Annotated in this window: 19 protein-coding genes; 9 read left to right on the top strand and 10 right to left on the bottom strand. The window is 71.0% G+C overall.

All coding sequences use genetic code 11. From position 1 onward, the window contains the following. Positions 1 to 24: 24 nt before the first annotated feature. A complete protein-coding gene (locus NRP21_RS06005) occupies positions 25 to 1,317 on the bottom strand; it encodes an E22 family MetX-like putative esterase (protein ID WP_257715264.1) in 1,293 nt (430 codons plus the stop codon). 155 nt (positions 1,318 to 1,472) lie between these two features. Here NRP21_RS06005 and ppa point away from each other — a divergent pair, with 155 nt between their 5' ends. The 3 genes from ppa (at position 1,473) to NRP21_RS06020 (ending at position 2,864) form a co-directional block, all read left to right on the top strand. Beyond that, the gene (gene ppa / locus NRP21_RS06010; protein WP_257715265.1) at positions 1,473 to 1,997 is read left to right on the top strand and encodes an inorganic diphosphatase; all 525 of its coding nucleotides are present in this window, start codon (positions 1,473 to 1,475) and stop codon (positions 1,995 to 1,997) included. A gap of 1 nt (position 1,998) precedes the next feature. Then, positions 1,999 to 2,331 carry a hypothetical protein gene (locus tag NRP21_RS06015; RefSeq protein WP_257715266.1) on the top strand — a complete coding sequence of 111 codons (333 nt, stop codon included), beginning with the start codon at positions 1,999 to 2,001 and terminating at the stop codon, positions 2,329 to 2,331. Between the two features lie 68 nt (positions 2,332 to 2,399). Then, positions 2,400 to 2,864, top strand: coding sequence for a cupin domain-containing protein (locus NRP21_RS06020; RefSeq protein WP_257715267.1), 465 nt, complete (start codon positions 2,400 to 2,402; stop codon positions 2,862 to 2,864). On the opposite strand, the gene NRP21_RS06025 is transcribed toward NRP21_RS06020, so the two are convergent. Further along, positions 2,861 to 3,040 carry a hypothetical protein gene (locus NRP21_RS06025; protein WP_257715268.1) on the bottom strand — a complete coding sequence of 60 codons (180 nt, stop codon included), beginning with the start codon at positions 3,038 to 3,040 and terminating at the stop codon, positions 2,861 to 2,863. The genes NRP21_RS06020 and NRP21_RS06025 overlap by 4 nt on opposite strands. Before the next feature lie 81 nt (positions 3,041 to 3,121). Here NRP21_RS06025 and NRP21_RS06030 point away from each other — a divergent pair, with 81 nt between their 5' ends. Beyond that, complete coding sequence (locus tag NRP21_RS06030) at positions 3,122 to 3,547, top strand: GFA family protein (RefSeq protein WP_257715269.1); 426 nt, start codon at positions 3,122 to 3,124, stop codon at positions 3,545 to 3,547. On the opposite strand, the gene NRP21_RS06035 is transcribed toward NRP21_RS06030, so the two are convergent. The 5 genes from NRP21_RS06035 to lpdA all read right to left on the bottom strand — a co-directional run bounded on the left by NRP21_RS06035 (position 3,531) and on the right by lpdA (position 8,091). After that, positions 3,531 to 4,877 carry an MATE family efflux transporter gene (locus tag NRP21_RS06035; RefSeq protein ID WP_257715270.1) on the bottom strand — a complete coding sequence of 449 codons (1,347 nt, stop codon included), beginning with the start codon at positions 4,875 to 4,877 and terminating at the stop codon, positions 3,531 to 3,533. The two genes, NRP21_RS06030 and NRP21_RS06035, sit on opposite strands and share 17 nt — an antisense overlap. Next, positions 4,870 to 5,352 (bottom strand): winged helix-turn-helix transcriptional regulator, encoded by a 483-nt coding sequence (locus NRP21_RS06040; RefSeq protein WP_257715271.1) that lies wholly within the window; start codon positions 5,350 to 5,352, stop codon positions 4,870 to 4,872. Before NRP21_RS06040 ends, NRP21_RS06035 begins: the two co-directional genes overlap by 8 nt. A gap of 104 nt (positions 5,353 to 5,456) precedes the next feature. Then, entirely contained in the window at positions 5,457 to 6,179 is a 723-nt protein-coding gene (locus tag NRP21_RS06045) for a calcium-binding protein (RefSeq protein ID WP_257715272.1), read from the bottom strand. Between the two features lie 151 nt (positions 6,180 to 6,330). Continuing rightward, entirely contained in the window at positions 6,331 to 6,633 is a 303-nt protein-coding gene (locus NRP21_RS06050) for a PGPGW domain-containing protein (RefSeq protein WP_257715273.1), read from the bottom strand. Positions 6,634 to 6,699: 66 nt separating this feature from the next. Then, a complete protein-coding gene (gene lpdA / locus NRP21_RS06055; RefSeq protein WP_257715274.1) occupies positions 6,700 to 8,091 on the bottom strand; it encodes a dihydrolipoyl dehydrogenase in 1,392 nt (463 codons plus the stop codon). 133 nt (positions 8,092 to 8,224) lie between these two features. Here lpdA and NRP21_RS06060 point away from each other — a divergent pair, with 133 nt between their 5' ends. Next, positions 8,225 to 8,707 (top strand): AraC family transcriptional regulator, encoded by a 483-nt coding sequence (locus NRP21_RS06060; RefSeq protein WP_257715275.1) that lies wholly within the window; start codon positions 8,225 to 8,227, stop codon positions 8,705 to 8,707. A 60-nt stretch (positions 8,708 to 8,767) separates the two neighbouring features. Here the strand turns inward: NRP21_RS06060 and odhB are convergent, their stop codons facing one another. The 3 genes from odhB to NRP21_RS06075 all read right to left on the bottom strand — a co-directional run bounded on the left by odhB (position 8,768) and on the right by NRP21_RS06075 (position 14,172). After that, the gene (gene odhB, locus NRP21_RS06065) at positions 8,768 to 10,018 is read right to left on the bottom strand and encodes a 2-oxoglutarate dehydrogenase complex dihydrolipoyllysine-residue succinyltransferase (protein ID WP_257715276.1); all 1,251 of its coding nucleotides are present in this window, start codon (positions 10,016 to 10,018) and stop codon (positions 8,768 to 8,770) included. A gap of 24 nt (positions 10,019 to 10,042) precedes the next feature. Next, a complete protein-coding gene (locus NRP21_RS06070; protein WP_257715277.1) occupies positions 10,043 to 12,952 on the bottom strand; it encodes a 2-oxoglutarate dehydrogenase E1 component in 2,910 nt (969 codons plus the stop codon). A 332-nt stretch (positions 12,953 to 13,284) separates the two neighbouring features. Continuing rightward, on the bottom strand, positions 13,285 to 14,172 hold the full coding sequence (locus tag NRP21_RS06075) for a branched-chain amino acid aminotransferase (RefSeq protein WP_257715278.1): 888 nt from the start codon (positions 14,170 to 14,172) through the stop codon (positions 13,285 to 13,287). A gap of 130 nt (positions 14,173 to 14,302) precedes the next feature. Here NRP21_RS06075 and NRP21_RS06080 point away from each other — a divergent pair, with 130 nt between their 5' ends. From NRP21_RS06080 to cysE, 4 genes are all read left to right on the top strand, one after another. Continuing rightward, positions 14,303 to 14,872, top strand: a complete 570-nt coding sequence (locus NRP21_RS06080; protein ID WP_257715279.1) for a MarR family winged helix-turn-helix transcriptional regulator — start codon at positions 14,303 to 14,305, stop codon at positions 14,870 to 14,872. Beyond that, positions 14,869 to 15,561, top strand: a complete 693-nt coding sequence (locus NRP21_RS06085; RefSeq protein WP_257715280.1) for a response regulator — start codon at positions 14,869 to 14,871, stop codon at positions 15,559 to 15,561. Before NRP21_RS06080 ends, NRP21_RS06085 begins: the two co-directional genes overlap by 4 nt. A gap of 41 nt (positions 15,562 to 15,602) precedes the next feature. Continuing rightward, positions 15,603 to 17,051 (top strand): ATP-binding protein, encoded by a 1,449-nt coding sequence (locus NRP21_RS06090; protein ID WP_257715281.1) that lies wholly within the window; start codon positions 15,603 to 15,605, stop codon positions 17,049 to 17,051. A 73-nt stretch (positions 17,052 to 17,124) separates the two neighbouring features. Further along, positions 17,125 to 17,967 (top strand): serine O-acetyltransferase, encoded by an 843-nt coding sequence (gene cysE, locus NRP21_RS06095; protein WP_257715282.1) that lies wholly within the window; start codon positions 17,125 to 17,127, stop codon positions 17,965 to 17,967. The last annotated feature ends 11 nt before the right edge of the window (positions 17,968 to 17,978 follow it).

Below are 17,978 nucleotides of genomic sequence, written 5' to 3' on the forward strand. Positions count from 1 at the left end.
TCCACGCGGTTCCATAATGCAGCGTCAGGTTCCGAGGAAGGTGCGGATCGCCCGATCGGCCTTCGCCATGCCGGCCACGCCCTCCAGGTGGCCGAGCCCGCCCTCCAGCTCCACCAGGGTCACGGGCCGCCCGGCCTTCCGGACCGCCTCCGCCAGCTCGCGCCCATAGGTCACGGGGAAGATGCGGTCGCCCACCGCGGGCAGCACCAGCCAGCTCGCCCGGCTGCGGGCCAGGGCGGAGGCGGTGTCCGGGTACTCGTTCAGGAAGAGCTGGTTCGCGCGTGTCAGATAGAGGAAGGCGTTGGCGTCCGCCGTCTTGGCGCGGGCGGTCGCGGCGTCGTCCAGGAACTTCTCCACGGCGAAGCTGTCGCCCATCCTGCGGGCCGGGTCCTGGCCATCGATCGGCCTGCGGCCGAACTGGGTGAGCGAGCCGCGGTCCCGCGCCTGCAGGGTGACGATCTTCAACGCCTCCGCCAGGCCGCGCGTCGGCGCTTCCCGGCCCTGGCCATAGTAGTCGCCCCCGCGCCAGTTGGGGTCCGTGCGGATCGGAACCTCCCAGATCTCCATCCACCCCATCAGGAAGGCGTCGAACTCGCCCGTGCAGACGGCGGGCATCACGCGCTCCACCATCTCCGGATAGGCGCAGGCCCATTCGATGGCCTGCAGCGAGCCCATGGAGGGGCCGGCGACGAGGGCGAGCCGCTTCACGCCGAGGCTGTCCAGCAGCAGCTTCTGCACCTCGATGAAGTCCCGCATGGAAACGACCGGGTAGTTCATCCCGAAGGGCCGGCCGGTCTTGGGATCGATGGTGGCGGGGCCGGTGCTGGTGGTGCCGGGATTGGTGCTGTTCCCGTCGTTGATGTTCAGGTTCACCAGCGTGTCGGAGGAGACGACGAAGAAGCGGTTCGTGTCGATCGCCTTGCCCGGGCCCACGATGTCGTCCCAGTAGCCCGCCGGGCCGCCGGGGGCGTAGCGCCCGAAGGCGTGGCTGTTGGCGGAGAAGAAGTGGGCGATCAGCACGGCGTTGTCGCCCGCCGCGTTCAGCGTGCCGGCCGTCTGGTAGCCGATGCGCGCGTTCGGCACGGTGCCACCGCCACGGGTGCGGTACTCCCCAGCCTCGAAGACCTGCTTGCGGACGATCAGGGGCTCCGCGGGCGCTGGGGCGGCAGGCGTGGCCGACGGCATGGCACCGGGCGCAGCCCCGGGCGCGGCGCCAGGCGCGGCACCCTGGGCCGCCGCGCGCCGGATGGCCGAGGCGGCGCCGGCGGCGAGCAAGGAGGCCGCCATCAGGGCGCGGCGCAGGACAGGTGCGGACAAGTCTTCCCCTCCCATCGGGTGTTTGCGGGCATGCTGGGGGCGGCGGCGCCGCCCGTCCAGCGCACGAATTGCGGGAGAAAGCGGGCGCTGCTAAGGCGCGACGACATTTCGTCGCATTCCGCGCCGATGCGCCACAGCAGATCCAGGATCGCCGCATGAACCCCAGCCTGATCCCGACCGGCAAGGCCCCGCCCCACGACATCAACGTGGTGATCGAGATCCCCGAGGGCTCCTCGGTGAAGTACGAGCTGGACAAGGACACGGGGGCGGTGGTGGTGGACCGCTTCCTCTTCACCCCCATGGCCTATCCGGCGGCCTACGGCTTCGTCCCCGGCACCCTGGCGGCCGATGGCGACCCGACCGACGCCCTGGTGCTGATCCCCGCCGCCGTGGTGCCGGGTTGCGTGATCCGCTGCCGCCCGATCGGCGTGCTGCTGATGGAGGACGAGGCGGGGCAGGACGAGAAGATCGTCTGCGTGCCGCACGACAAGCTCCACCCCTACTTCTCCGACATCAAGTCCTGCGACGACCTGCCGAACATCACCCGGCAGCAGATCGAGCACTTCTTCTCCCGCTACAAGGACCTGGAGCCGGGCAAGTGGGTGAAGATCACGGGCTGGGGCAGCGCCGAGAAGGCCGCCGAGCTGATCCAGGACGGCATCAAGGCCGCCGCCAAGTAGCGTGCCGCAGGGGCTGCCCCCCGGGATCGGGCCGGGCCGCCCCAACCGCCTGGGGCGGACGGGCCTCATCATCCTGGTGGTGGTGACCCTCGTCGCCTGGGCGCCCGTCCTCTCCGTGCTCTTCACGGCCGCGGTGGCGGGCGCCCTGGACTGCCGCGTGCACGAGGGATTCATCAATCCCTGCCCCAGCCCTGTCGGGGATCTGGGCGAACTGCTCTACGCCACCGGGGTGATGGGCTGGCTGATGCTGGCGACAGCCCCCTTCATGCTCGCCACGGGCGTGATCTGGCCCGTGCTGCTGCTGGCGTGGATCTGGCGCCGCATCCGCCGCTGATCCTCCGGGTTGCGGCGCGCCGGCGGCGAGCGGATGATCCCCGGCGGAACGATCCGGGGGACACACCCATGCGCCTTGCCATGATTCTCGGCGGCCTCGCGCTCGCCTTCACCGCGGGCCTCTACGCGGACCGTGTCCTGCCGCACGCCGAGGCGCAGCCCGCGGCGGCCACCGCGATGTCGCCGCGCATCGTCAACCTCCTGGCCCTGACCGACGACGAGATCGGGCCGCTGATCAACAACACCGACCTGCGCTCCCGCCTCCTCGTCTCCGCGCCGGAGGGGACGGTGGCCGTGCAGAGCGGGAACGTTCTGAAGCACTTTCACGCCAACGCGGACGAGATCCAGTACATCCTGGACGGCAGCGGATCCTTCTGGCTGGGTGACCGGGAGGTGCAGATCAAGCCGGGCGACTTCATCGTCATCCCGCGCGGCACGCACCACGCCGGCTCCCGTGCCAGCACGGGGCGCTTCCGCGCCATTGCCATCAAGCTGCCGCCGCAGCAGGCCGGGGACACGCACCCCGTCCCCTAGGGCTTTTCGGCGCCGCCCTTCTGCTCCGGCTCACCCGACCACTCGTCGGTGATCATGGACTGCTCCTCGCTCATCTGGTCCAGCTCCTCCTTCGAGGGCGGGCGCGGGATGTGGGCGGGCCTGGCGTCATCCGGCCCGTAATCGGCCTTGGGGCCTTCCGGCGGCCTGTCGCTCATGCTGGTCTCCTCCGTCCCTGTCCCGCTTCAACGGGCCGGGGCGCGGCAGGGTTTTCCCTGACGTTCGAGGAGGAGAAGACGATGAGCGCGCAGCCCCTGCGGATGAACGGCGCCTGCCACTGCGGCGCGGTGCGGTTCGAGGTGGAGTTGTCCGATGGCCTCAGCACCGCCCGGCGCTGCAACTGCTCGATCTGCCGGATGCGCGGGGCGGTCGCCGTCTCGGCGGCCCATGGCGGGGTGCGGGTGCTGTCCGGCGAGGAAGCGCTGGGCACCTACAGCTTCAACACCGGCACGGCGAAGCACCATTTCTGCACGCGCTGCGGCATCTATACCCACCACCAGCGCCGCTCGACCCCCGGGCATTTCGGCGTGAACCTGGCCTGCCTGGAGGGAATGAGCCCCTTCGACCTGGAGGAGGTGCCGGTGCTGGACGGCATCAACCACCCCTCCGACAACGACGGCAAGGCGCGCCTGGCCGGGGTGCTGCGCTTCATCCCGGCCGATTAGCGGCGGACCAGACCCCCGGCCGCACCCCGGCGGCGATGAGGAGGCCGTAGGCGGTGATGCCGAGGGCAACGGCGAGGAACTGGCCGTCCAGCCCCATGCCCAGCACGTCACCCAGTAGCCAGCCGCCGCCCACCGCGACCCCGATCCGCGCCAGCCCCGCCGCCAGCGGCCAACCCATGCGCCCGGCGCCCTGGGAGGCGAAGTAGAGGGCCATGCCGAGGCCGAAGCCGCCGAAGGCGAAGCCCGTGTAGGACAGGGCACGGGCGGCCATCTCCACCACGGCCGGATCGGCGGTGAAGAATCCGGCGAAGGCGCGCGGGGCGGCGGCAACGAGCAGGCCGATGAGGCCGGTGACCACGAAGGCCATGCCGCCGCCCGTCCACGCGATCCGCCGCGCCCCCGGCCAGTCCCCCCCGCCCACGGTGCGCCCCACCAGGGCCGTGAGGGCGGAGCCCACGCCGAAGGCGATGGGGATCATCAGGAACTCCAGCCGGGCGGATATGCCGTAGGCGGCAACGGCCACGGGCCCGTGCACGGCCAGCCGGGCGGTGACGAAGATGGTGGTCAGGTTCGCCACCCCCGCGAGCAGTGAGGCGGCCAGCCCCACCGAAAGGATGCGCCAGAACATCGCGCCGGAGAGGCGCACGCGCAGCCCCGGCCGGAACCCCGCCCCGCCCCGCAGCACGACCCAGCCCATGGCCAGGGTGGAGCCGAGGAAAGCCACCGCCAGCGCCGCGCCGATGCCCGGCAGGCCCATCCCCACCGGCTCCGCCAGCAGCCAGGCGAGCGGCGGGTAGGTCGCCCAGGTGATCACCAGCACCCGCGCCGCCAGCGCGTGCCGCCCGCCGCCGCGCAGCACGGAGGCGAGCGTGTTGGCGAGCCAGACGGGCACGGCACCGAGGCCGAAGAGCCAGATGGCGTAGGGCGCCGCCGCCTCCGCCGCCGCCGCGCCGCCGACGGCGCCGAGAACGGGGCGCGGGAAGCCGGCCAGCAGCACCGCAAAGGCTGCCCCGGCCAGCACCGCGATGAGCACGGCGTGAAGGACGAGCGCCGAGGCCTCCTCCCGCCGCCCGGCGCCGAGGGCGCGGGCGATGGCGGAGGAGACGCCGCCCCCCATGGCGCCCGCGGACATCATCTGCATCAGCAGGGAGAAGGGCAGCACCACGGACCAGCCCGCGAGCGCCGCGGTGCCCTGGCGCGCGGCCAGCCAGGTCTCGGCAATCTGGGCCGCGGCCTGGAGCACGGCGCTGAGGGCAGTGGGGGCGGCCAGCGCCAGGATCTGCCGCGAGACGGAGGGGCGCGGCGGCGCGCCGAGGAGGGTCTCAGCCACGGGCGGCGCCCGGGAAGCGGCGGCGCATCGCATCGCTGGCCGCGGGGCCGGGCACCAAGCGGATCGTCTCAGGGGTCACGGGCCTCCCGGCGGAATCCACGGGCGGCGGGCAGGCGATCTCCTCGCCCGTCAGCGGGTCCAGCAGGCACATGGCCTGGCCTTCGGGCCCCGCCATCCAGCGGTCGGCCCAGCCCTTCAGGGAGAGGAAGACGGGGAAGAACTCCCGGCCCTTCTCCGTCAGGTGGTAGGCGTGGCGGGCGCCCTCCGGCACGCGCTCCAGCAGCCCGTGCTCCACCAGCTTGCCGAGGCGGGCGCTGAGGATGTTGGTAGCAATGCCGAGGTGGCGGGCGAAGTCGTCAAAGCGGGTCGTGCCGTAGAAGGCCTCCCGCATCACCAGGATCGACCAGCGCTCGCCCAGCACCTCCATGGCGCGGGCAATGGGACAGCGCATCCTCGCGAAGTCGGTCCGGGGCATGGGGGCATCCGTTCGGGTTGCATCATGCAAGCCGATTCGGTTGCTTTCTGCAAGCCAAGATCTGGAAAGGGGCGCCACCAGGGTGGGCGGCGCCTCTCACACCGTCAGTAGAGGCGGATCGCCTCCACGTTGTCGAAGCGCAGCGTCTCCCCGCCGATGGAGAACTGGCCGCTGAAGGTCGCGGGCTGCCCGGCGGCGTTGGTGAAGCTCACCGAGTTGTCGCCGGCCACATGCATCTGCAGGCCCTGGTCATAGACCTGCAGCCCGCCGCGGAGCTGGTCCATGCTGACGCCCATCAGAGCGACGCTGTCCTGGCCCTGGCCGCCCTCGAAGTAGTCGTTCCCGCTCCCGGGCTGCCAGGCATAGAGGTCGTTGCCGGCCCCGCCGAAGGCCGAGTCCGCCACGTGATCCGGGACGGAACTGCCCATCAGCGTGTCGTTGCCATCGCCGCCATCAACGAAGTCCACGCCGGCGCCGCCGTTGATGTTGTCGTTGCCCGTGCCGCCGACCAGAGCGTCCTGGCCGTCGCCGCCGTAGAGCACGTCGTTCCCGGCATTGCCCTCCACGTAGTCGTCGCCGGCATCGGCATTGACGTAGTCGTCGCCATCACCGGCCAGAACGGCGTCGTTCCCGGCGCCCGCCTGGATGTTGTCGCTTCCGCCGCCGCCCTGGACGTAGTCGTTGCCGCCATAGGTCATGATCAGGTCCGCCCCGGCGGTGCCCTGGACGCTGTCGGCTCCCTCGGTGCCCTTGAGGTAGGAGCCGCTGCCGCCGACCACCTTGTCGAGGGACTTGGCGTCAACGGGGGTCTTGGTCGGTTCGCTCATCTTGGTCCTCCTGGTCGTTGCATGACCGGTAGGGGAACCATGCCGGGAGTGGGGCAATCAGGGAACGGGCACGCTCTCTATTTCTGCGATCGGTCACACCAATGGCGACAAGCCGTGTCACGGCGCGCAACACCGGCAGAAGCCAGCGATTTCAACCCCGTCCAATCGCCCGCCGGACGCGAAGGCCCCATCCGGCCATCCGTGCGTTCACGGAAGCCTCTAATGACTCAATTTTTGAGACGGCTCCGGGCCAGCGCCCGGTGACCCAGGCCCAGCGATCGGCGGCCCAGACATACTGGTCCCGCAGCACGAAAACGCCGAGCGCGAGGAAGAGGAAGCCCTGCAGGAAGGGCAGGATGAGGCCCAGCACGCCCAGGACAATGAAGAACCAGCCCAGCGCCTTCCGGCCAGGCCGGGGCTTCAGGGCAATGAAGGTGGAGGTTTTGTCATCCATCCACCGCCAGATGGCCCGCGCGCCGGGCGGATCAAGTCGGGATCACGCCGGGCGCGCGGCCGGATCTCAGATGTGGATGGCGCGGCCGTCCACGGCCAGGGCAGCTTCCTTCACCGCCTCGCTCAGCGTCGGGTGGGCGTGGCAGATGCGGGCCACGTCCTCGGCGCTGGCGCCGAACTCCATCGCCGTGACCATCTCCGCGATCAGGGCGCCGGCATCGGGGCCGAGGATATGGGCGCCCAGCACGCGGTCCGTGGTCTTGTCGGCCAGGATCTTGGCGAAGCCGTCCGTGTCACCCATGGCGCGGGCGCGGCCATTGGCGGTGAAGGGGAACTTGCCGACCTTGTAGGCGACACCCGCGGCCTTCAGTTCCTCCTCGGTCGCGCCCACCGCGGCCACCTCGGGCCAGGTGTAGACCACGCCGGGGATGGCTGCGTAGTTCACGTGGCCATGCTGGCCGGCCAGGATCTCGGCGATCGCCACGCCCTCGTCCTCGGCCTTGTGGGCCAGCATCGGGCCGACGATCACGTCGCCGATCGCGTAGATGCCCGGCACGTTGGTGGCGAAGTGGTGGTCGGTCTTCACCCGGCCGCGGTCATCCAGCGCGACGCCCGCGGCCTCAAGGCCCAGGCCCTCCACATAGGCGCGGCGGCCGATGGCCACCAGCACCACGTCGGCCTCGATGCTCTGCGCCTCGCCGCCCTTGGCGGGCTCGACGGAGAGGGTGACGCCAGCCTCGGACTTCGTCGCGCCCGTCACCTTGTGGCCGAGCTTGAACTTGAAGCCCTGCTTGCTCAGCACGCGCTCGAACTGCTTGGCGACCTCGTTGTCCATGCCCGGCAGGATGCGGTCGAGGAACTCGATCACCGTCACCTCGGCGCCCAGGCGGCGCCACACGCTGCCCAGCTCCAGCCCGATCACGCCGGCGCCGATGACCACCAGGTGCTTCGGCACTGCCGGCAGCTCCAGCGCGCCGGTGGAGGTGACAACCTGCTTCTCGTCCACCTCGACGCCGCGCAGCGGCACGCTCTCGCTGCCCGTGGCGATGACGATGCTCTTCGTCTCATAGGTGGTGCCGGCCACTTCCACCTTGCCCTGGCCGAGGATCTTCCCCTCGCCCTTGAGCCAGGTGACCTTGTTCTTCTTGAAGAGGAACTCGACGCCCTTGGTGTTGGCCGTCACCACCTCGCCCTTGCGCGCCTGCATCCGGGCGAGGTCGAGCTTCACGCCCTCCACCGTGATGCCGTGGTCGGCGAACTTGTGGGCGATCTCCTCGAAGTTCTCGGAGGACTGCAGCAGCGCCTTGGAGGGGATGCAGCCGATGTTGAGGCAGGTGCCGCCCAGCGTCTCCCGCTTCTCCACGCAGGCCACCTTCATGCCGAGCTGGGCCGCGCGGACGGCGCAAACATAGCCGCCGGGGCCGGCGCCGATCACGATGAGGTCGAAGGAGTCGGCCATGGCGTGGAGGTCCTGCAATGATCTTCGCGTGGCAGGTAGCAGGCCAGGGCCCCCGATTGAAGGGTGCTGACACGGGCAAATCGGGGCTGGCAGGGTTGCCCCGGCCGCAGCCCGGAATGAGGGAGGAGAGGTTATGCCGGAGGTGACCATCCGGGAGCTGCCACCCCTGCGGCTGGCGGTGGTCCCGCATCGCGGCGACTACAGCCGGATCGGGCAGGCCTTCGAGACCCTGCTGGGCTGGGCAAGGCCGCGCGGGCTGGCCAGGCCGGGAACGCGGTTCTTCGGCCGCTACCTCAGCGATCCCACGGCAGTCCCGATGGAAGAGTGGCTCTCGGAGGCCGGGCTGACCGTGCCGGAAGAGGTGAAGGCCGAGGGGCCGGTCCTCATTCGTGACCTGCCGGCGCAACGGGTGGCCACGCTTCGCTTCAAGGGGCCCTATTCCGAACTGGGCCGCGGCTACGACGCCATCTACCGGGACTGGCTGCCCCGCAGCGGAGAGGAGCCCGCCGGGGCGCCGCCGATGGACGAGGCGCTGAACAACCCGCGGCAGCTGCCGCCCTCGGAATGGCTGACGGATATCTTCGTGCCGCTCCGGCCCCGCTCGGCCGGCACCTGAAACGCGAAGCGCGCCGGAGGGTCTCCCCTCCGGCGCGCCAGGCCTTCGTCTCCGAGGCGATCAGAGGCCGAGCAGCAGGCGCCGCGCGTCCTCCACGCTCTCCTTCACGCGCACGAGGAAGGACACCGCCTCCTTCCCGTCCACGATCCGGTGGTCGTAGGACAGGGCGATGTACATCATCGGGCGGATCTCGATCTTGCCGCCCACCACCATCGGCCGCTCCTTGATCGCGTGCATCCCGAGGATGCCGGACTGGGGCGGGTTCAGGATCGGGGTGGACATCAGGCTGCCGTAGATGCCGCCATTGGTGATGGTGAAGCTGCCGCCCGCCATCTCCTCAAGCTTCAGCTGGCCGGCGCGGACGCGCTTGCCGAAGTCGCCGATCGCCTTCTCAATGTCCGCAAAGGACATGTCCTGCGTGTTGCGCAGCACGGGCACGACGAGGCCGGAGGGCCCGCCCACCGCGATGCCCATGTTCACGAACTGCTTGTAGATGATCTCGTCCCCGGCGATCTCGGCGTTCACGGCCGGGAACTCCTGCAGGGCGGCCACGCAGGCCTTCACGAAGAAGGACATGAAGCCGAGCTTCACACCGTGCTTCTTCTCGAAGGCGTCCTTGTACTCGGAGCGGAGCGCCATCGCGTTCGTCATGTCCACCTCGTTGAAGGTGGTGAGCATGGCGGCGGTGTTCTGCGCCTCCTTCAGCCGCCGCGCGATGGTCAGGCGCAGGCGGGTCATCTTCACCCGCTCCTCGCCGGCCTCGGCCGCGCGCGGGGCAGCCTTCGCGGCGGGGGCCGCCGCCGGGGCGGCCGGGCGGGAGAGGAACTCCAGCACGTCACCCTTGGCGATGCGGCCGTCCTTGGCGGAACCCGCACCGATCTGCTCGGCCGAGACGCCCTTCTCCGCCATCATCTTGGCGGCGGCGGGCAGCGGGGCGTGGGAGGAGGTCGCGCTCGTCGGCTCCGCGCCGCCGGGGCGGGAAACCGGGCCAACGACAGGCTTGGGCTCCTCCACCTTCGGAGAGGCGGCAGGGGCGGCCGCCGCGGGAGCGGCGGGCTTGGCCGCCGGCGCACCGGCGCCGGCACCGAGCGTGCCGAGCAGGCCGCCGACCTCGACCTCGGCGCCCTCATCGGCGGAGATGCTCTCGATGGTGCCGGCGGAGGGGGCGTTCACCTCCACCGTCACCTTGTCCGTCTCCAGCTCAACCAGCGGCTCGTCGGCCGCGACGGACTCGCCCACCTTCTTCAGCCAGCGGGCCACCGTGGCCGTGGAAACGCTCTCGCCCAGGGTGGGCACCAGGATCTCGGTCATCTGTCTTTCCTCAGCCCAACCCGCTCAGCCCAAACCGAGCGCCTGGCGAACGAGCGCTTCCTGCTGCTGCGCGTGGACCTTGGCAAGCCCCGTCGCGGGGCTGGCGGCGGCCGGGCGGCCGACATAGCCCGGCCGCGTGGCCTTCCCGCCCACGATCTTCAGCGTGCCCTCGATCTTGCGGTCGATGTAGGTCCAGGCGCCCATGTTCTCAGGCTCCTCCTGGCACCACACGACCTCGGCGTTCTTGTAGGGCGCCAGGACCTTGGGCAGGGAGATCGCGGGGAAGGGATAGAGCTGCTCAACCCGGATGATCGCCACGTCCTTCACGCCCTTGTCCCGGCGCTCCTGCAGAAGGTCGTAGTAGACCTTGCCCGTGCAGAGGACGACGCGCTTCACCTCCTCCGGCGCCACCAGCGTGTCGATTTCCGGCAGCACGGTCTGGAACCGGCTGCCCGGGCCGAAATCGGCGAGCGGGGAGACGGCCAGCTTGTGCCGCAGAAGCGACTTCGGCGTCATCAGCACCAGCGGCTTGCGGTAGTTCGCCTTCATCTGGCGCCGCAGGGCGTGGAAGTAGTTCGCGGGGGTCGTGATGTTGCCCACCCGCATGTTCCGCTCCGCGCAGAGCTGGAGGTAGCGCTCGAGCCGGGCGGAGGAGTGCTCCGGCCCCTGCCCCTCGTAGCCGTGCGGCAGCAGCATCACGAGGCCGGACATGCGCAGCCACTTCGTCTCGGCAGAGGCGATGAACTGATCGATGATCACCTGCGCGCCGTTGGCGAAGTCGCCGAACTGCCCTTCCCACAGCACCAACGTCTGCGGGTCCGCCAGGGAGTAGCCGTAGTCGAAGCCCAGCACCCCGAACTCCGAGAGGAGGGAGTTGAAGGCCTCCAGGCGCTTCTGGCCTTCCCGGATGTTGTTCAGCGGCACGTACTCGGCCTGGGTCTGCTGATCGATCAGGTAGGCGTGGCGCTGGGAGAAGGTGCCGCGCTGCACGTCCTCGCCCGAGAGGCGGACACGGTGGCCCTCCACCAGCAGGGTGCCGAAGGCCAGCGCCTCGCCGGTCGCCCAGTCGATGCCCTCGCCCGTCTCGATGGCCTGCTTCTTCGCGTCCAGCTGGCGCAGGATCTTCGGGTTGGCCCCGAAGCCCTCCGGCACGCGGGAGAGGGCGGCGCCCACCTCCTTCAGCACCTCGGTCTGCACCGCCGTCTCGGTGTCGGTCTCGGGCTCGTCGTTGCCCGGCGCCTTCAGCCCGGTCCAGTGGCCCTCCAGCCAGTCCGCCTTGTTCGGCTTGAAGGTCTGGCTGGCCTGGAAGGCCTCGTCCATCTTCGCGAAGAAGGCGTCCTGGATGGCCTTGGCCTCGGCCTCCGGCACGCTGCCCTCGGCCGCCAGCTTCTGCGCGTACTTCGTGCGCGTCGTCGGCGTCTCCTTGATGCGGGCGTACATCAGGGGCTGCGTGAAGGCCGGCTCGTCGCTCTCGTTGTGGCCGTGGCGGCGGTAGCAGACGATGTCCAGCACCACGTCGGTCGCGAACTGCATCCGGAACTCGGTGACGAGCCGCGCAGCGAAGACCACCGCCTCCGGGTCGTCCCCGTTCACGTGCAGGATCGGCGCCTGGACGGACTTCGCGATGTCCGTGCAGTAGAGGCCGGAATAGGCGTGGGCCGGGGTGGTGGTGAAGCCGATCTGGTTGTTCGTCACGACGTGCACCGTGCCGCCGGTGCGGTAGCCGATGAGCTGGCTCATCGCCATCGTCTCATAGACCACGCCCTGGCCGGCGAAGGCCGCGTCGCCGTGGAGCAGGATGCCCATCACGGAGTGGCGGGTCTTGGTGTCGCCCGCCATGTCCTGGCGCGCGCGCACCTTGCCCGCGACCACCGGGTCCACCGCCTCGAGGTGCGAGGGGTTGGGCTGGAGGGAAAGGTGGACTTGGCGGCCCTCGATCTCGACGTCGGTGGAGGTGCCCAGGTGGTACTTCACGTCGCCGGAGCCCTGCACGTCCTCCGCATGGCCGGCGCCCTTGAACTCGGCGAAGACCTGGGTGAACGGCTTCTTCACCACGTTCACCAGCGTGGAGAGACGGCCGCGATGCGCCATGCCGATGGCGATCTCGTTCACGCCGCTCTTCGCGGCCTCCGAGATCACGGCCTGCACGGCGGGGATGGTGCTCTCGCCGCCCTCAAGCCCGAAGCGCTTCGTGCCCACGAACTTCTTCGCGCAGTACGCCTCGAAGCCTTCGGCGGCGGTCAGCTGCTCCAGGATGGTGCGCTTGCCCTCGGCGTTGAGGGCCTTGGTCCAGGGCGCGCCCTCGATCCGCTGCTGGATGAAGGCCTTCTGCTCGGGATCCTGGATGTGCATGAACTCGACGCCGATCGAGCCGCAGTAGCTGGCCTTCAGGATCGCCAGGATCTCGCGCAGCGTAGCCGTCTCGCGGCCCAGCACCTTGTCGATGAAGATCGGCCGGTCCAGGTCGGCGTCCGAGAAGCCGTAGGTCTTGGGGTCCAGCTCCGGGTGCAGCTTCTTCTTCTGCAGGCCCAGCGGGTCCAGGTCCGCCTCCAGGTGGCCGCGCACGCGATAGGCGCGGATCAGCATCAGGGCACGAAGCGAATCCACCACCTGCTGGCGGTTGGCGGCCGGGTCGGCCGAGACCGCCGCGGCCGGGGATGCCGCGGCGGGGGCGGCAGCCTTGTCGCCCTTCGCGCCCTTGGCGGGGGCGGGCGCCTCCGGCTCCGGCGCGAAGCCGCCGCGGGGGCGCGGGGCCCAGGAAGCGCCGGTGGCATCCTCCAGCACCGCGCGGGCATCGTCGTTCAGCGCCGCGAAGAGCTCCGCGAAGGAGGGGTCCACGCTGTCGGGGGCCTGCACCCAGCGGGCATAGAGGTCCGCGAGGAAGGTGGCGTTCGCCCCCGTCATCGCGCTGGCTAGGATATCCACTCCGGGCATGGTCTTCCGCTTCTCGGCTTCGGGCTGGGGGATTTAGGCGGGGATCGGGGCAGGTCTGTGGCAGGGGGCCATGATGGGGACCATGGGCGAAGCCACGGAGGGCGCCATCGCCGGGATGACCCGGCACGCAATTTCTGGACCTGCTTCCGTTGTCATTCCGTTTCTCCCGGGGTCTGGACCCGGGCTCCCGCGCACCAATTGGGCTTCGGCGCGCTGCTTGTCACCCGTCTTACCGGCATGTCAGGCAGGCGCAAGGCGGGTACAGCCAACAAAGCGCGGAGATGCGAGAAGGCCGCTCCCCGAGGGGAGCGGCCCGCGCCGGATGGGGCGGTTCAGGCGACCGGCAGCGCCTCATTCATCCGGACGATGCGGGCATACCCGGCCACCAGCGTCTCCGTGACCCGCCCGGGGGTGAAGTCCTGGTCGCCGATGCGGCGCACGGGCGTCACCTCGGCCGCGGTGCCGGTCAGGAACACCTCCTCCGCCCGCCCGATCTCCTCCGGGGCGATGGTCCGCTCCACCACCTTCATCTGGCAGGCGCGGGCCAGCTCCATCACCGCGCGCCGGGTGATGCCATCGAGGAAGCCGATCGGTGCGGGCGTGTGCACCTCGCCGTCGAACACGAAGAAGGCGTTGGCCCCCGTCGCCTCGGCCACGTCCCCCTTCCAGTCCAGCATCAGCGCGTCGTCGAAGCCCGCCTCCTCCGCGGCGTGCTTCGAGAGGGTGCCGGTCATGTAGAGGCCGCTGGCCTTGGCCTCGGTCGGTGCCGTCTCCGGCGAGGGGCGGCGCCAGGGGGCCATCGCCAGGGCGATCCCACGCATCCGGTCCTCCCCGAACAGGTTGGGCCAGGGCCAGGCGGCGATCGCGATATGGGTACCGCCGCCCCGGGCCGACACGGCCAGCCGCTCCGATCCGCGCCAGGCAACGGGGCGGATATAGGCGTCCGTCAGTCCGTTCCGGCGAAGCGTCTCCTCGCAGGCCGCGTCGATCGCCTCCGCGCTGAAGGGGATATCGAAGCCCATGATGCGCGCGCTGTTGAACAGGCGCTCCGTGTGCTGGCGCAGGCGGAAGATCCGGCCGCCATAGGCGCGCTCGCCCTCGAATACGGCGCTGGCATAATGGAGGCCATGGGAGAGCACATGCAGCCGCGCTTCGCGCCAGGGGACGAAATGGCCGTCGAACCAGATCCAGCCGTCGCGGTCGTCGAAGGAGGGGGTCAAAGCGGTCGTTTCCTTCTTCAGGATGTTGATGACTGCCTCGAAGCAATTTTCTTACAATCAACAGAAGAACCGTAAAATGGTCGGCATATTTGAGTCAATGACGCTGACCAAACCAGGGAGCAGGGCAGCCATGTCAGAAGGGGCGGACACGCGGGGGGGCGCCGCCGGGCGGAACCTCCTTTTCCTCAGGGAGGAGGAGCTGCGCCTGGCGCAGGACCTCCTCTTCTTCGGCTATCGCGACTTCACCGCGGGGCCGGACGCCATCCTGGCCGAGATGGGCATGGGCCGGGCGCACCACCGGGTGCTGCACTTCCTCGGCCGCCGCCCCGGGCTGACGGTGGGCGAGCTGCTCTCGATCCTCGCCATCACCAAGCAGTCCCTCTCCCGCGTGCTGACGCCGCTGGTGGAGGGAGGCTTCGTCGCCCAGGCCCCGGGCCGGGCGGACCGGCGGCAGCGGCACCTCTCCCTGACGCCAGCGGGCGAGGCGCTGGAGCGCCGCCTCTTCGAGCGGCAACGCGAGACGGTGACGCGCGCCTACCGCGAGGCCGGGCCGGTGGCGGTGGAGGGCTTCCGCCACGTCATGCGCGGGCTGATGGAGCCGGAGGCCCGGCGGGCGATGGAGCGGCTGGGGGCACCGGACCGGCCCTCGGTCCGCGCCGTGCCGCTGGGCAAGCCGGGCCTCGGAGGAAAGGCGCCTTGAGCGACGCCGCGCACCTGCTGGTGGTGGACGACGACGCCCGCCTTCGTGCCCTTCTCCAGCGCTTCCTGGCAGAGCAGGGCTTCCGCGTCTCCGTCGCCGCCGACGCCGCCGCCGCACGGCAGGCCTTGGCGGGGATGGAGTACGACCTGATGGTGCTGGACGTGATGATGCCCGGCGAGACAGGGCTGGAACTGACCGAGAGCCTTCGCCGCGACGGCCAGGACGTGCCGATCCTGATGCTGACCGCCGCCGGCGCGCCGGACGACCGGATCGCCGGCTTCGAGCACGGGGCGGACGACTACCTGGCCAAGCCCTTCGACCCGCGGGAGCTGGCGCTGCGGATCCGCACCATTCTCCGCCGCGCCGCCCCGCCGGCCTCCGCCCCCCTGCCCCCGGTGCAGCTCGGCCTGCGCTGGTTCGACGCGGAGCGGGGCGAGCTGCGCGGGCCGGAAGGGGTGACGCGGCTGACAGGCGGGGAGGCGGCACTGCTGGTCGCCCTGGCACGGCGCGGGGGCGAGGTGCTGTCGCGCGAGGAGATCGCCGCCGCCATGGGCAGCCCGGAGGCCGGGGAGCGCGCCGTGGACGTGACCGTGACCCGCCTGCGCCGGAAGATCGAGCCCGACCCGCGCGAGCCGCGCTTCCTGCACACGGTGCGCCACAAGGGCTATGTGTTGCGCCCCGGCTCCTGAAAGCACCTGGGAAGACCCACATCGAAGCCGGGAGGGCCGCCATGGCACCGGATATCGGCACGCCCGAGATCGGACAGAACGGGGCGAGACTGCCCGAGGCGCCCGAGGCGACGCCGCGCGCCTGCCCGCCGGCCTGGGCGCGGCGGCGGCGCCTGCGCGGCCTGCTGCACGGCCTGCTGCGCCCTCTGGTGCCGCGCGGCCTGCTGGCCCGCGCGCTTCTCATCATCCTGATCCCCCTGGTGGTCACCCAGGCCATCGCGCTGCAGATCTTCTACGGCACCCACCTGGACGTCATCTCGCGCCGCCTGGCGTCGGGGGTAGCGGGCGACGTGGGCATGGTGGTGGAGCTGCTCACCCGCTACCCGCGCGGCGCGGACGGAGAGGGCGAGCGCGGCTGGATCTTCCGCGAGGCCGCCTGGCGCATGGACCTGTCCCTGGCCTTCGAGCCGGGGGCGGACCTGGGCCCGCCCGCCTTGCGCCCGGCCAGCCTGCCCCTGCTGCCCCTGGAGGAGGACCTGGACCGCGCGCTGAAGGAGCGCGTGCGCCTGCCCTTCGACACGGACTGGCAGACGGACCCGCGCAGCGTGATCATCCGCGTCGGCCTGCCGGACGGCGTCCTGCACGTGGAAGCGTCACGGAAGCGGCTCTTCTGGGGCACGATCTACCTTTTCTTCATCTGGCTCGTCGGCGCCTCCCTCCTGCTCTTCGCCGCGGCGGCGCTGTTCATGAAGAACCAGGTCCGGGCCCTGCGCCGCCTTGCCGGGGCGGCCGAAGCCTTCGGCAAGGGGCGCGACACCGGGCCCATCAAGCCGGAAGGGGCGAGCGAGGTGCGGCAGGCCGGGGCGGCTTTCAACGGCATGCGCGCCAATATCCGCCGCTTCGTCGCGCAGCGCACGGAGATGCTGGCGGGGATCAGCCACGACCTTCGCACCCCCCTCACCCGGCTGCGCCTCGGCCTGGCCATGCTGCCCGCGGACGCCCAGGAGGACGCGGCGGCGATGACCCAGGACGTGGAGGAGATGGAGCGCATGGTCGCCTCCTATCTCGCCTTCGCGCGCGGGGAGGTGCTGGAGGCGCCGGAGCCGACCGACCTCGTCGCCCTGGTGCGGGAGATGGCCGAGCGGGCCCCCGCCGAGGGCGGGGAGGTGGTGGTGGAGGCCCCCCCTTCCCTTACGCTGCCGCTGCGGGCGGATGCGCTGCGGCGCTGCCTCGGCAACCTGCTGGACAATGCCCGCCGCCACGCCGCCCATGTGGCGATGACCGTGCACCCCACCCCCGGCTGGGCAGAGGTGCATGTGGACGATGATGGCCCGGGCATTCCCGCCGGAACGCGGGAGGGGGCCTTCAAGCCCTTCGCCAGCTTCTCCGCCGGCGGCACGGGGCTGGGGCTGGCCATCGCGCGCGACATCGCCCGCGCCCATGGCGGGGAGATCGCGCTGGGGGAAAGCCCGATGGGCGGCTTGCGCGCCACCGTCCGCCTTCCGATGTGAGGCTGCCCCGCAAAACCGTGCAGGGACAGGCGGGGATGCGCCCGCTATGGGATGCGTGTCCCCTGGGAGCGGCATGATGGACCGGTTCGAGATCGACGCGGGGGCCGAGGCCGGGTTCGACCCGCCATCCGGCCAGGAGGCGCTCTGGGCCGCGTTGCGGGCCGAGGCCGCCCGTGCCGCCGAAGCGGAGCCCGCGCTGCGCGGGTTGCTGGAACTCTCCGTGCTGCGCCACGAATCGCTGCGCCACGCCCTGGCCGCCCTGCTGGCCCGCAAGCTGGCCGAGACGCTGATGCCGGCCGAGCGGCTGGAGGACCTGGTGCGGGAGGCCGGCCCGGCCCTGGTGGAGCTGGCCGCCGCGGACCTTGCCGCGAATCGCCGGCGCGATCCCGCCGCGCGCGGCTGGCTGGCGCCCTTCCTCTACTACAAGGGCTTCCACGCCCTGACCTGGCACCGCGTGGCGCACGGCCTCTGGCTCGAAGGGCGGCAGGACCTCGCCCTCTACCTGCAGAGCCGCTGCGCCCTCGTCTTCGGCGTGGACATCCACCCCGCCGTCCCCGTGGGGCGCGGCGTGTTCATCGACCACGCGACGGGCGTGGTGGTGGGGGAGACGGCGGTGATCGGCAACGACGTCTCCATCCTCCAGGGCGTCACGCTCGGCGGCACGGGCAAGGAAAGGGGCGACCGCCACCCGAAGGTGCGGGACGGCGTCCTGCTCTCGGCCGGCGCGACGGTGCTGGGCAACATCGAGGTGGGGCGCGGCGCGAAGGTGGGCGCGGGCAGCGTGGTGCTGGCGAGCGTGCCGCCCTGCGCCACAGTGGCTGGCGTGCCCGCGCGCGTGGTGGGCTGGTGCCGGGAAGCGGTTGCGGCCCTCTCGATGGACCAGAGCCTGCCATCCGAGTCCTCCCCTTCCGCCTGATTCGTTACCAG

This window comes from Roseomonas populi, assembly GCF_024594815.1.
In the GTDB taxonomy this organism is placed as follows: Bacteria; Pseudomonadota; Alphaproteobacteria; order Acetobacterales; family Acetobacteraceae; genus Roseomonas; species Roseomonas populi.